This is a genomic window from Campylobacter corcagiensis (assembly GCF_013201645.1).
Taxonomy (GTDB): Bacteria; Campylobacterota; Campylobacteria; order Campylobacterales; family Campylobacteraceae; genus Campylobacter_B; species Campylobacter_B corcagiensis.
On sequence record NZ_CP053842.1, the window covers coordinates 1,407,173 to 1,421,869 of the forward strand.

General features: G+C 31.4%; 12 protein-coding genes. 1 reads left to right on the forward strand and 11 read right to left on the reverse strand.

The annotated features are described in order from the left end of the window. Position 1: 1 nt before the first annotated feature. The gene (locus CCORG_RS07210) at positions 2 to 850 is read left to right on the forward strand and encodes a hypothetical protein (RefSeq protein ID WP_152534255.1); all 849 of its coding nucleotides are present in this window, start codon (positions 2 to 4) and stop codon (positions 848 to 850) included. Positions 851 to 874: 24 nt separating this feature from the next. Here CCORG_RS07210 and fldA read toward each other — a convergent pair whose 3' ends face one another. The 11 genes from fldA to CCORG_RS07265 form a co-directional block, all read right to left on the reverse strand. Then, the gene (gene fldA / locus CCORG_RS07215) at positions 875 to 1,363 is read right to left on the reverse strand and encodes a flavodoxin FldA (protein WP_025802819.1); all 489 of its coding nucleotides are present in this window, start codon (positions 1,361 to 1,363) and stop codon (positions 875 to 877) included. Positions 1,364 to 1,643: 280 nt separating this feature from the next. Next, the gene (locus CCORG_RS07220; protein WP_025802817.1) at positions 1,644 to 1,961 is read right to left on the reverse strand and encodes a DUF2325 domain-containing protein; all 318 of its coding nucleotides are present in this window, start codon (positions 1,959 to 1,961) and stop codon (positions 1,644 to 1,646) included. Between the two features lie 162 nt (positions 1,962 to 2,123). Beyond that, positions 2,124 to 5,678 (reverse strand): pyruvate:ferredoxin (flavodoxin) oxidoreductase, encoded by a 3,555-nt coding sequence (nifJ, locus tag CCORG_RS07225; protein WP_025802815.1) that lies wholly within the window; start codon positions 5,676 to 5,678, stop codon positions 2,124 to 2,126. A gap of 150 nt (positions 5,679 to 5,828) precedes the next feature. After that, positions 5,829 to 6,470 carry an HAD family hydrolase gene (locus tag CCORG_RS07230; protein ID WP_025802813.1) on the reverse strand — a complete coding sequence of 214 codons (642 nt, stop codon included), beginning with the start codon at positions 6,468 to 6,470 and terminating at the stop codon, positions 5,829 to 5,831. Between the two features lie 42 nt (positions 6,471 to 6,512). Beyond that, the gene (locus CCORG_RS07235; RefSeq protein ID WP_025802811.1) at positions 6,513 to 7,535 is read right to left on the reverse strand and encodes an OmpA family protein; all 1,023 of its coding nucleotides are present in this window, start codon (positions 7,533 to 7,535) and stop codon (positions 6,513 to 6,515) included. An 82-nt stretch (positions 7,536 to 7,617) separates the two neighbouring features. Continuing rightward, entirely contained in the window at positions 7,618 to 8,007 is a 390-nt protein-coding gene (gene rpsI, locus CCORG_RS07240) for a 30S ribosomal protein S9 (RefSeq protein WP_025802810.1), read from the reverse strand. Between the two features lie 2 nt (positions 8,008 to 8,009). Beyond that, positions 8,010 to 8,432, reverse strand: coding sequence for a 50S ribosomal protein L13 (rplM, locus tag CCORG_RS07245; RefSeq protein ID WP_025802808.1), 423 nt, complete (start codon positions 8,430 to 8,432; stop codon positions 8,010 to 8,012). A gap of 76 nt (positions 8,433 to 8,508) precedes the next feature. Next, positions 8,509 to 11,238 carry a RecB-like helicase gene (locus CCORG_RS07250; protein ID WP_025802806.1) on the reverse strand — a complete coding sequence of 910 codons (2,730 nt, stop codon included), beginning with the start codon at positions 11,236 to 11,238 and terminating at the stop codon, positions 8,509 to 8,511. Then, a complete protein-coding gene (locus CCORG_RS07255) occupies positions 11,231 to 13,549 on the reverse strand; it encodes a PD-(D/E)XK nuclease family protein (protein ID WP_025802804.1) in 2,319 nt (772 codons plus the stop codon). Before CCORG_RS07255 ends, CCORG_RS07250 begins: the two co-directional genes overlap by 8 nt. After that, complete coding sequence (locus tag CCORG_RS07260) at positions 13,546 to 14,037, reverse strand: FixH family protein (protein ID WP_025802802.1); 492 nt, start codon at positions 14,035 to 14,037, stop codon at positions 13,546 to 13,548. Before CCORG_RS07260 ends, CCORG_RS07255 begins: the two co-directional genes overlap by 4 nt. Further along, positions 14,024 to 14,620: a hypothetical protein gene (locus tag CCORG_RS07265; RefSeq protein WP_025802800.1), complete on the reverse strand. Its 597-nt coding sequence runs from the start codon at positions 14,618 to 14,620 to the stop codon at positions 14,024 to 14,026. The genes CCORG_RS07260 and CCORG_RS07265 overlap by 14 nt, the downstream gene beginning before the upstream one ends. Between the last annotated feature and the right edge of the window lie 77 nt (positions 14,621 to 14,697).

Consider the following 14,697-nt stretch of genomic DNA (forward strand, 5'->3'; position numbering starts at 1 on the left):
GATGAAAAAAATTTTAGCAGTTATTCTATTTTTTGTTAGCACAATAAATGCAACCACTCTTTTAAACTACGACATCATAGATAAAGGTGCTAGTATTGAACTAAGGCTTTCGTTTGATTCTAAATTTAATGCAGAAATTTTACAAGAAAATAGCAAAAATGGAGTTAAATTCACCCTAAAAGGAACTCACAGCGATGATAAATTTACAAATCAAATCGGCTCACCTATAATAAGCGATCTTGTTATAGAAAATAGCAAAGATGGAGCTGTAATCTCTGTAAAAGGAAGTAAAAACCTTCAAGCAGCAGCAACTTTGATCGATGAGTTAACTCTTAATATAAGTTTTACAGATAGCTCTATCACATCATCTTTACCACTAGAGCCAAAAAATGTAGATAAAAGTAGCAATTTTAGCATAATAAAAACACTCTTTTGGATAATAGCAATTACCATAATCCTAGCTATAGTTTTTGTTATTATAAAAATAATAAAAAAAGAGAAAAACAAAAAAGAATTTAATATGTTTGAGAATTTTCAAGATGAAAATGACGAACAAGATGATAAATATGAAGCTCAACCCATCTACGATGAAGATAAAATCATAACAGAAACAAGTGATTTAAAAAATGACTCACCAACATCTCAAAATAACTCTATTGATGTGATATATAGTGAGAAAATTTCGGATGACAAAGAGCTTATTTTAATAAATAAAGACGGTAAGGTATTTTTAAATTTTTTAAGTAAAGATAATGAAATTCCAGCTGACATTTATGACGATATGAAAAATGATGGTGATAAATTTGAAGAGTTTCTAAAAATTTGCAAAAATCAAAGCAGACAGATATAGAAATAGCCCAAATTTTGGGCTATTTTAGTTAAAATACTTTTTTATTTGACTTACCCAGTTTGAAATTCTATCCTCACTTTTTTCACTTTCATTATCATAATCAAGCACAAGTCCTACGAATTTACCGTTTACTACTGCTCTACTTTCATCAAATTCATATCCATCAGTACTAACTTCTCCTACAATATTTGCTCCAGCTTTTTTAAAATTTTCATATAAAATTCCCATACCATCGCAAAAACTATCAGAGTAAGACAAACTATCACCAAGCCCAAAAAGAGCTACAGTTTTGCCACTTAAATTCAAACTATCAAAGTCAAAGCTATCCCAGTCATCTTGAAGTTCGCCATCATTCCAAGTTGAAGTTCCACATATTAAACCATCATAGCTATTTAAAGTGTTAGCATCACAATCTGATACATTTAAAGCTTTAGTGCCTAAACTATCTGCTATTAAACCCGCAGCCTCTTCAGTACTGCCCATAGAACTGCCAAAAATAACTGCAAATGACATATTCTCTCCTTAAATTTATAAATTCTTTGTAATTCTCATAAAATAATCAAAATACTTTATTTATTAATTACAAACCAATTAAACTAAAGCTATAAAATCACTATTTTTAATAAATCCATACAATAAAATATAGTCTAATTTTTATCGCAGAAATTTTAAAGCTTATATAAATTCTGCCATTTCATAAGATATTTTAAATTTCTCATCAGAGTAAATTTTAAAACCAAGAAATATAACTTAATTTACCCACTCAATTTAAAACTACTCTAAATCTATCTGCTTAGCACTCGCCTTTACAAGAAAACTCTTTATCCATGCCAAAAACCTTACAAAACTCACAGTATACGCAACTAACGCTTCTTTTTGCACAAACAATAGGAATATTTCGTTTTTTAGCATCACCTTTGATTTTTTTCATTGTGTTATGATTAAGAAAAGATGTAAGCATAACTACACACTCTGTATCAGCAGGAATTACTTTTCTATTAACTCTATTTTCATTTCTTGCATCCCAATGCTCAATCTTTTTAGCCCCTAAATCCGATAAAACAGCCTTTATAGGCGTTATCTCATCTGCTCCTACTACTAATACTGACATATTGACTCCTTTTAAATTTTAAAGAATTATACTATTTTTCTGCTTAATTAATTCTGATATTCGTTATCATAACTTAAATTTTATATAGGGTATATTATTTGATTGTTAAAAATGGTTATATTTCATTATAAATTTGGGGTGAGACATCCACCCCCAAACTAATTAATTTTCTATCTCATCACTAAAATCAGCGTTTGCAAGTCTTTTTAACTGCCTATACTGCCTCATAGCATCAGATTTATTTTTAGCATAAAGATCATTTGCTCTTATAGGATCAAGTTTTTTAAGAGCACTATATCTTACTTCTTTAGACAAAAATTCCTCATAAAGATCCCAATCAGGCTCTTTTGAAGTAATCTTAAGTGGGTTTTTTCCTTCAGATATCAAACGCGGATCATATGTATATGTTGGCCAATACCCACATTTTGTAGCAAGTTCTGCTTGATTTCCAGAACCACTTAAACCACCCTTTATACCATGAGCAATGCATGGACTATAAGCTATGATAAGACTAGCTCCTGGGTAACTCTCAGCTGCTACAATAGCTTTAAGAGTTGCTGCTTGAGATGCATTTGAGTTAATCTGAGCTACAAAAACATTTCCATAACTCATCATCATCATTCCAAGATCTTTATGCTGGGCTGGTTTGCCAGCAGAAGTAAACTGAGCGATTGAGCCAGCTCTACTTGCTTTTGAGCTTTGTCCGCCTGTGTTTGAGTAAACTTCAGTATCTAAAACCAAAACATTTACATTTTCTCCACATGCTAAAACATGATCTAATCCACCAAAACCGATATCATACGCCCAGCCATCTCCACCAATTATCCACTGAGATTTTTTTGATAGATAGTCTTTAAGACTTAAAAGCTCTTTTACGCCTTTTTTATCTAAATTTTGCTCTAAAAGCGGAATGAGTTTTTCCCTAATCTCAGCTGAAATTTTAGCGTCTTCTCTATGTTCTATCCAGTCATTATAGTATGCCGCTATAGAATTTGGCACTTCATCTTTGCTATCAAGCATAATGTTTTGTATTCTATGCCTAATAGTATCGGTTGCTACTTTCATACCCATACCAAACTCAGCATTATCTTCAAAAAGCGAATTTGCCCACGCTACACCTTTGCCGTCTTTATTTTTCTTATATGGCATTGATGGTGCTGACCCACCATAAATAGAGCTACATCCAGTTGCATTTGCGATAATTGTATGATCTCCAAAAAGTCTTGTGACTAAATTTATATATGGTGTCTCGCCACAACCAGGACATGCACCATGAAATTCAAAAAGTGACTCACTAAAGCCTATGCCTTTAACGCTTTCTTTATTCATAAGATCATCTTTATAAGTTGCTTTTTTAAATAGATAATCAGCGTTTTCTTGTTCACCTCTATCTAGTTCATCTTGCAAAGGAACCATAACTAAAGACTTCTCTTTACTTGGACAGTTTATAGCACAAAGCTCACAACCTGTACAATCAAGAGGGCTAACTTGTATTTTATATTTTAACTCTTTTAGCTCTTTACCTTTTGCATCAAGCAAGTGTTCTTTTAAATTATTTGGAGCCTTTAATACCTCATCTTCATCAAGCAAAAAAGCCCTAATAACTGAGTGAGGGCAGACAAAAACACATTGATTACACTGGATACAGTTCTCTTCTTTCCACATAGGCACAGTTACGCCAATTCCTCGTTTTTCATACTGTGTGGTTCCTTGACTAAAATTTCCATCTTCATATCCTATAAATGCTGATACTGGCAAACTATCGCCACGAGCAGCATTTATAGGCTTAACGACATTTTCTATAAAGTCATTTCCTATATATTTATCTTCTTTTTCATCTTTTGGATCTAAATTTGACCAAGAAGAATCAACTTCAACCTTTATAAGTGCATCAGATCCTTCATCAATTGCTCTGTAGTTCATATTTACAATAGCTTCGCCCTTGTTTCCATAGCTTTTTTTAGCAAATTCTTTCATATATTTTCTTGCATCTTCAAAAGGTATGATATTTGCTAGTTTAAAAAAGGCTGATTGCATAATGGTATTTGTTCTACCACCTAATCCAATATCTCGTGCTAATTTAGTAGCGTTAATGATAAAGAAATTTACATCTCTATCAGCTAGGATTTTTTTAACTCTGTTTGGAAGTCTTTTTACGGTCTCATCTGCGTCCCAAATGGAGTTTAAAAGAAAAGTTCCATTCTCTCTAACACCATCAATCACATCATAAATTTCAAGATATGATGCTACAGAACAGGCTACAAAATGTGGGTTTGATACAAGATAAGTTGAGCGAATCGGCTTTTTACCAAATCTTAAATGGCTTCTTGTATATCCGCCTGACTTTTTGCTATCATAAGCAAAGTAAGCTTGTGCGTAAAGATCGGTGTTATCTCCGATGATTTTTATAGAGTTTTTATTTGCTCCAACTGTACCGTCTGCACCAAGTCCGTAAAATAAGCACTCAATAGCACTGTCATCAGATAGTGAAATTTTCTTGCCAATCTCAAGTGATAAATTTGTCACATCATCTACTATACCAACAGTAAAGCCATTTTTAGGATTTTCTTTTTTAAGCTCATCAAATACTGCTATCATCTGTGCAGGATCAACATCTTTTGAGCTTAAACCATATCTACCACCTATGATAAGTGGGGCGTTATCTTTGCCATAAAATGCAGCTTTTATATCAAGATATAGTGGCTCTCCAAGGCTACCTGGCTCTTTTGTCCTGTCTAAAACTGCTATTTTTTCTACACTTTTTGGAACAACATCAAAAAGATATTTTAAACTAAATGGTCTATAAAGATGAACCTTAATAATACCAACCTTTTCGCCTTTTTTATTTAGATACTCAACCACCTCTTCAAGAGTTTGATTAACAGAACCCATTGCTACGATAACTCTGGTGGCTTCTGGATCGCCATAGTAGTTAAAAGGCTTATAATCCCTACCAGTAACTTTTGAAATCTCTTTCATATAATCAGCTACAATATCAGGAATAGCGTTATAAAAGCGGTTTGGAAGCTCTCTTGTTTGAAAATATATATCATCATTTTGTGCGGTGCCGCGGGTTTTAGGATTTTCTGGATTTAGTGACTCGTCTCTAAATTTTTGGACTGCTTCTTTATCTAATAGTCTATCAAAAACTTTATAATCCATAACTTCTATTTTTTGAATTTCATGACTTGTTCTAAATCCATCAAAAAAGTGTAAAAATGGCACTCGCCCTTTAATAGCTGCAAGGTGAGCAATGCCTGCTAAATCCATAACTTCTTGAACACAATCACTTGCAAGCATTGCAAATCCAGTTTGTCTACATGCATAAACATCTTGATGATCGCCAAATATAGAAAGTGCTTGTGAGGCTAGCGAGCGTGCTGCTACATGAATAACTCCAGGAAGGAGTTGTCCAGCTATTTTGTACATATTTGGAATTTTTAAAAGAAGTCCTTGAGAAGCTGTATAAGTAGTAGTTAAAGCACCAACTTGAAGTGAACCATGCACAGCCCCAGCAGCTCCAGCTTCGCTTTGCATCTCAACAACCTTAACAGGCATACCAAAAAGGTTTTTCTTGCCTTGAGACGCCCATATATCTGTATAGTCCGCCATAGGTGAACTAGGCGTAATAGGATAGATTCCAGCAACTTCAGTAAAAGCATAAGCCGCGTATGCTGCTGCTTCGTTGCCATCCATTGTTTTCATTATTTTACTCATCTAATCTCCTAGTATTAAGTAGGGTATTGTATCAAAATATTGCTAAAATATGATTAATGTATAAATAAGTAATTTTTCTAAAACTTAGTTAAAGCTCTATAGTAATAAAATGTGTAAATTTGATAGTGAATAAATTTGAGTCTAAACTATTTACGAATTAAATGTTTTTATAAATTCTACCGCATCAAGCGAGTTATCAAAAATATATTTTGTGTTTGCTTTCAAAGACTCTATTGCACCATAACCACAAGATAAGCCAATTGCGATAATACCAGCATTTTTAGCAGAGATAAGATCCATTTTCGTATCTCCTATCATAAAAGCATTTTCAGTAGATTTTCCTAAATTTTTTAAAGCTTTTCGCACTGGTTCTGGGCTTGGTTTTGGATTTATAACATCGTCTCTACCAACAACAGTACCAAAATAGCTTAATACTTCATGTTTATCAAGTATAAGTTTTGAATACTTGCTAGTTTTAGTAGTAACTACGCCTAAATCAGCAAATTTGTTAGCTTGTATAATAGCATTTTTAGCATTTGGCAAGAGAGTAGTTGTATCTAGATAAATTTCGCCATATCTTTTTTTATAAACATTTATGAGCTCATCGATATCTTTAGTAACACCTAAATTTTTAAAAATCAAATCAAGTGGATGACCAATTTGCTTTTTTACTAACTCATCTCCTGGATATTTAAGAGAGAATTTTAAAAAAGCCTCTCTAAAGCCTTCTATAATAGCGAAAGTTGAATCTATTAAAGTTCCATCCAAATCAAATAGTATGGTTTTTGTCATATAAAATAAAAGGGCGGATTAAGCTCCGCCCATAAGAATAAATTATTTTCTAAATTTAGCGTCAACTCTTCTGTTTTGAGCGCGTCCTTCTTTTGTGCTATTTGTAGCAACTGGTTGAGTCTCACCATAACCTTGTGTTGTGATTTTATTAGCATCAACACCTAGTTCAACTAGAACATCTTTAACAGCTGCTGCTCTTCTTTCTGATAGTCCTTGGTTATATGTTGCATCACCTGTACTATCAGTATGACCCTCTAGTCTTATAGCATAGTTTGGTTTATCAGCTACAAAATCAGAAATCTCTCTAACTATGTGTTTTGACTCTGGCTTAATTTTAGTGCTATCAAAACCAAATTTTAGCGAGTTAACATCAAGTCTGATGATTTTTTCACAACCGTTTTCATCTACAACTGTACCTGCTGGAGTTCCTGGACATCTATCTAGATTATCTGGAACACCATCTCCATCTTCATCACCTATTGGAACAGCAACTACTGGAACAACTGCTGGAGTTCTGCTTCCAAAATCAACACCAAATCCTAATGAATAGAATAGGTTATGAGTTGTTTCATCTTCAAATGCGATAACATCTTTTGCCTCTAGTCTTAAATGAAAATTATCTGTAACATAGTATTTAGCACCTAAGCCAACTTGAGCAAAACCTGAATCATAATCATCAACTTTTGTACCATCAGCATAACTGCCATTACCTTTTCCATCTAAATAACCACCACCGATTAAACCATAGAATTTAAAGTCATCATTAACATCAAAGTTTTTGATTAAGCTTAAGTGATAAAGATTCATATCCATATCGCCCTTACCTTTGCCTTTAACATCAGCACCATTTACTCTATCATAACCAAATTCTAGGTGATCAAAAAATGAACCCTCTTCAAAGTTTTTAGCTATTCTAGCACCAAAAAACATCTCGTCCTTTAGATCAAAATCGCTATCAAATGATGTTCCACCGATAACTGGAGTAAATTGCCAATGATAGTTGTCTTCATTAGCTACTAAAGCTGTCGCTGCACATAAACTTAGTGCAAGTAAAATCTTTTTCATTTTTCTTCTCTTCCTTTCAAAAAAATTACCGCATTATATCATAAAGAATTTTAAATAAAGATAAACCCTTATAAAACTAAAACTATCTTTTTGAGAATTGTGGGCTTCTTCTAGCCTTTCTTCTACCAAATTTCTTTCTTTCAACTACTCTACTATCTCTTGTTAGTAAACCTTTTGGTTTAAGAGCTGCTTTAAAATCAGCATCCATTGCTGATAAAGCTTTTGAAATTCCATGTCTTACTGCTTCAGCTTGAGCATTAAAACCACCACCTAAAGTGATAGCTTTAATATCCATAGAAGTTTCTTGTTTTGTAACAAGAAGCGGCTCAATAACTTTTAATTTAGCAGCTTCGTGTCCACCTAACCATGAGTTTAAATCAAGTCCATTTACTGTAATCTTGCCACTTCCTGGTTTTACCCATACTTTAGCTATTGCTGTTTTTCTTTTTCCTGTTGCGTAAACTGTCGCCATATTTATTTTCCTTTATTTACTTGAGCTGTATGTGGATGTTCGCTACCTTCATACACTTTAAGTTTTTTAATCATCTCTCTACCAAGTTTAGTTTTTGGCAGCATTCCTCTAACTGCAAGCTTATATAGTTTTACTGGATTATTTTTTAGAAGATCTTCAAATTTCTCACTCTTTACGCTTCCAAAATAACCTGAATGTCTGTGATATAGCTTATCACTTCCTTTATTAAGTCCTGTATATCTTGCTTTTGATGCATTAATGATGATAACATAATCACCACAATCAACATTTGGCGTATAAGTTGGTTTATGTTTACCTCTTAGAAGAGTTGCAACTTCGGTTATCATTCTACCAAAAACCTTATCAGTTGCATCTATTACAACCCAGTCTCTCTCGACTTCGTTTGCTCTAATGCTCTTTGTCATTTTTCTACCTTTATAAAATTTGTGAAAGGTGATTGTATAAAAAATAAGCTTAATATATACTTAAATTAAGCTAAATTTAAACTTCTTTTATAAGAATTTTATCTTCTAAAATATAAACTATCACACACCTTATCTCTTTTGGCGCAAAAACATCGCTTATAGCATACTTATATCCTAAGACTTGCTTTTTATGACTATCTTTAAAACTCTCTCCAGTTTTATAGTCAACTATAAAAACTTCATCACTTTTAACAGCCAAAAGGTCTATATAATTCAAACCGCCATCTACTTTAATAGGGAGTTCTTTATAAATTTCAGCACCATTTAATAAATTTATAAATTTAGGATCATTTAATAACATGCCAACTCTATGCTTAATGCTTTCAAATTTATCATCACCTAAAAATTTAGCATATCTGTTTTTACTTTTTAATATAGCCAAATTTAGCTCTTCTTCGCCAAAACCACATAAACTCTCAAGAGTGTAGTGTAACGCTACACCATAACTTATAAACTCACTATTTTCACTTTTATCTTTGGTTTTTTGGCTCTCTTGAGCTTCAACCTTAATCAAAGAAATAGGATTTGGTGCTTTTTGCAATATAGGCTCTTTTTGTTCAACTTCAAATTTACCTTGTTTAGAATTTTCTATATAAAAAAATGGCTCTTTTTGGGATACTTCAGAAAAAAAAGTTGGATTTCTTGGTTTTTGTATTTCGTTTTTTATAATTTTTAGGCTATGAACAGCCCTTGTTAAAGCCACATAAATTTTATTTAAATTCTCATCATCATCAAGTATATTTCTTGTTTTTAAAAGCTCACTATAAAAATCATCAACATTTTCTCTACCGCTAATTTTATAAGCAAATCTCCATCTAAAATCTTTAGCATCAAATTCTTGTATAATCTTATCGCTATCATTGCTATCGCCACTTATTCTATCACAAACTATCAAGTGATCAAACTCAAGCCCTTTTGACTTATGTATCGTTAAAAGCACCACGCCACTTTGCTCATCATCTCCACTTTTTGTATCATCATTTCCAAAAGCTAGATGGATGATGCTCTCATAATTTTTAGAGATTTCTATAAATTGTGAGATTTTATCTAGGCTCACATCTAATGATTTAGCAACTTCAATAACAGTTTGTTCTACACTCTTTTTTAGATCGAGATTTAGCTGTTTTGGCTCTTTGGCTATAAGTGAGTAAACATTTTTAGCATAAATTTCCTCTTTTGTTATCTGAAATTTTATGCACTCCAAAACTGATCTTACAAAAGGAGTGTTAAACAAAAGCTCTCCACCAACTCCACTTGATTTAACTCCTAAATCATCAAGCTCTTTTTTAAGTAGATCGATGTCAGAATTTTTCCAACAAAGTATAGCAATATCATCTGGATAAACGCCCAAATCAATCATCTCTTTGGCTTTCAAAGCTGCTTTTTGTGCTACATTTTCATCTGCGCTTACTACTTCTACAAAGCCCTTGTCTTGATGATTTTCTGAAACTTTTTGATCTTTATAATGAAAATTATCTACTCCATTAAATAGCGAATTTATAAAATTTACTATAATACCATCGCTTCTATAATTTGTATCAAGGCTATCTGAGACTATCTGTGGAAAATCATCATCCTTAAGCTTATTAAAAAGCTCTTTAACCCCGCCACGAAAACGATAAATGCTTTGTTTGGTATCGCCCACATAAAAAAAGCTTCCAAGACCGTTTTGACCATAGCCTGCAACTATTTCATCGATGAGTGGTTTTAGAATTTTATACTGTAAAACGCTAGTATCTTGAAATTCATCTATTAAAAGATGAGTTATTTTCGCATCTAACCTAAAGTACAAAAGCTCCTTAAATTCATCTTTTGAGAGAAGTTCGTATGCAAATTTTGTAATGTCAAAAAAAGTTAGCTTATTTTCTCTTAGCACTACTTTTTTTCTAGCTTTTTCATAAATTTCAAGCAAAGAGCCTAAATTTGAGAATTTATACTCTTCTAAAGCTATAAAATACTTTTCTAAGCTATCTTTTAACTCCTGAAACATATCATCAAGTTCTGAAGTGTAAATTTTAGAGTATGTTCTGTAATTCAAACTCTCTTTATTGATATAGCCTTTCTTTAAAATTTCAAAAGGCGAGTTTGCGTTAAAAGAGTTTATAGCAGTTGATGAAGCGTTGTTTTTAATAGCATAATCTCTAAGAGCTTTTTGCTTTTGCATAACTAAATCGCTACCTGGAAAAATAGCATCTTTTTTAAATTTAAAATCATCTGATTTTTCATAAAGGCTCTCTATTAACTCTAAGCTTTTTTCTAAATTTTTATTTTCATCATTTAGCACAAAACTTACGAGGTTTCTTGTCTCATCTTTGCTTAAAGAGTTTAAAAACTCATCCCTAACTAAGCCTTTAAACTCGTTTTCATCCATCATCTCAAAATCAGGACTTATGCCCAAATTTAGCGAAAAGCTTTTAATAATGGTAGAAAAAAACGAATCGATGGTTGAAATTTTAAGATTAGAGTTTAAAAATTCTTCTTTTAACTCATCTCTTTTATCTAGAATTTGAGCTTTGTTAAGTCCTGTTTGAAGTGAAATCTTTTCTAACTCAGCCTCTTTGTTTTCTAAATTTAAAAAAAGATCAATTATTTTATTTTTCATCTCAGCAGCAGCTTTGTTTGTAAAAGTTAGTGCCATTATGGAGTTTAAATTTGCTCCATTTAGAATAAGAGAAACCACTCTAACACTTAAGTTAAAGGTCTTGCCACTGCCAGCACTTGCTTCAAGAGCTAAAAAATCAACCATTTACGCTCCTTTTACAAATCAAAGTATATGGACAGTTTCTACAAAAGTTATGATTTTCTTCAAATTTCATCACTTTACGAGATATCTCTTTTAGTTGAGATATTTTTTCTTTTAAGGTTTCTAAGTTGTAGTCTTTGTGTGGTGGTTCGCTACTCATCTGAGTAAAACTAAAGTAGGAATTTATACTTTCTTCTATGCCTAGTAAAGCTTGATAAAATGCAAGCTGAAAGCTCTTAGTTGCGCTATCTAGCTTGCCAAGTTTATAATCAGTTAAGTAGATATCATCAGCAGTTTTTTCAACTCTATCAATCTTACCTTTTATAAGAATTCCTTCAAATTCTTTGTTTGTAATATCAACTTCATGCTCTATAATCCCGCCCATATCAATGTTAAAGTTTTTAAAGTTTTCTTTTACAATCTCGCCATAAATGCCTAGAAATTTACTGTCAACTAAAGCACAAAATTTTTGATAATCAAATTTATTATTCTCATAGCTGTTTGCTACGATCTCATGAAGACTTGTGCCACGAGTAAGATTTGTGTTTTCCTTATCAACATTTTTTGCCTCTTTAGTACAAAAAATTCTCTTATAAGCATACATTTTAGGGCATTTTATATAGTCATTTAACCTTGAAAATGAGAGTGGTTCTTTAAAGAAATCGTGAGCTATTTTTATATCTGTAGGTTCTAAATTAAGTATAGTTTTACTAGTTTCTAAAAGCTTCATATAGTCACTATCGCTAAATTCATTGTCATCAACAACTTCAAATTCTTTTAAAAATCTTGATGGAATTTCACTATTTGAGTTTTTATAGCAAATAGCTGTAAATTCAGAAGCTTCTATTAAACTTTTATAGTAAAAGCGTTGTAAATTTTCTCTTTGAGTATAGCTAATAAGACCAGCTCTTTTTCTAACTTCTGAGTTTAAAAACATCTCATTTACAACCCTTGATGGAACTAGATTATCATTAAATTCAGGAATAATAACAGCTCTAAATTTCATACCTCTACTTTCTAAAAGTCCCATAACGCTTACTTTTCCACCGCCAACATGATCAATTTGTTTAGACCTTATAAGCATAGAAAAAATCTCACAAATTTCACTAAATTTTAAAGTAAAACTACGCAAAAATATCTCGATCTCAAAAAGAACTTCATTTATTATAAGATCTAAATTACTCTCCCCACTTATTGTAAGAATAGAATTTATTAAGGACTTAAACTGGTTAAAATCACAAATTTCATCATAGTTTTTTTTGAAATTCTCATAAATCTGAGAGCTTAAATTTGCTTTATTTAAAAAAAGCTCTATTTTTGTATAAACATCTTTTTGTAGATAATTATGAGCCAAATCTAGCTCTTTTTGACCTTTTAAACACTCTAAAATTTCACTAAAAATTTTATAAAATAGCGTGTTTTTAAATTTAAATCCCATCGCAAAATTTAGCATATTGTTAAAATCATATAGTTTTAAAATCTCACTAAAACTTTCATCAGGCAAAATCACAACAATATCTTCAGGCAAAATCCCAGCCCTTATAAAGCTTGAAATTTTAGTATACACATATAGTGCTTGTAATGTTTGGCTCTTAAAACCTCTTAATTTTATACTTTTTTTAGATGGAAGTGGTGAGATTTTATTAAGGGTGTTTGTGGATAAATTTAGCTCATAACTAAAGCCTGGTTCTATTTCCAAAGAAGATAATTTTTCTAAATTTAAAACTAAATTTGAGTTTAAATTTGATGCTTTAAATTTAAGAATAACATTTGTAAGATTTCTAATCTTATCTAAAATTTCAATGTTAAAATTAGTTAAAATCCCATCTATTTTTATAGTAATTTTATCAAAACTTCTAATGTAACTCTCATCTATTTCATAATCAAAAGGCAAAGTTATATCATCATAAACGCCGTTTTTATCTAGAATTTCTTTATAATTATTAAAAAGCTCACCTAAAATTTCAAGATGTTCTTCATACTCAGCATATATATCAGAACTTTTTAGATCATTTATAGTTTTTTTAGAATCACTTAGCTCTTTAAAAAAAGAAAAAAGATACTCTTTGTTTTGCAAGAACTCAAAAAATTGTGATTTTATGTTTAGTTTTTTTTCTAAATTTTCAGTTTTTTTAACAGCTTCGTTTAGATATAAAACCCTTGAAATTTCAAAAACTTGTGTTTTTGTTTTGTTGTATAAAATTTCACTAAAAAAAGCCCCTATTGTGGTAATTTTAGGTAGCAAAATTCCATCATAGTTTTTAACAAATTCTCTTATATTTCTACTATTTGTAAAAACAATAAGTTCTCTCATGAGGCAATCAATTCAAATTTATAAAAGCCTGTATCTTTACCATCACTTAGTTTAATAAAAACCTGCCAACGGCCTGGTTTATTAACCTTGAAATTTTCACTTATTAAATAAATATCTTCAAATTTAAACTTTAAATTTTTATCAAATTCACTTGTATCAGGCCTAGTAAGCAAAATTTCTCCGCTTAAATTATCTAATGAGCTTCCTAAATTTGCCCTAGCTATGGCCTTAACTTGAGAATCTTTGCCTTGATAGATAACCTTATCAACCAAAGTTAAACTATATTTCTCTTCAAACCTTTCCTGGCTAGCCTCTATCTCATTTATGTTTCTATCAACCTCATCAACACTTGAAAAGTAGTAATTATCCATATAAACTGGGTAATCTAACGAAAATACAATAGTCCACACACAAGCTGTAATAATACCTATAAAGCTAAGAATTATTACATAAAGCCCTAATGGTTTTCTTTTTTTACTCTTTTGCATCTCTTTTCCTTTTGAGTCTATAGTACAACGAGTTAAGAATAACTAAAATTATAGAGCCATATACAAAAAATCTTATCAAATTTAAAACTATCTTGTTTGTATTACCAACTGCGTTTTCTAGTTCTACACCTTTTGATAAGGCAATCTTTTCTGCCATATCAGCATAGCCATTCATCAAAGCTGGATTTATTGGGTCATTTCCTTTTTTTGCTGATACAAGAAGTGGTATAATGGTTCCTTTTCTTGGACTTGGACTTAGAACTTCTTCTTTATCAAATAAATTCTCACTCATAAAAATTTCAACCTTTTGATCGCCTGATGATAGTATCACAAAAGCGTAAGGTGCTTCTAAATTTGATGAAATTTCTATTGCTTTATCTTTTAAACTCTTGCCATTTAAACTCTTAATAGCAACAACACCTAAAAAAACTCCAGTTTTCTCTTTTAGCTCATCGCCGATGATTTGCATATGAGACATAGTGTTTTGCGTTAAAATACTGTCATTTTCTATGATAACACTTTTAGCAAATAAAGACGATGCAAAAAAGGCACTCAAAAGAGTGCCAATAAAAAACTTTTTCATATTAGTTTAAAAACAGGTTATTACCAGTTAAAACACATACAGCGGTAATAACAGCTAATACTATAAGCCCTGCTAAA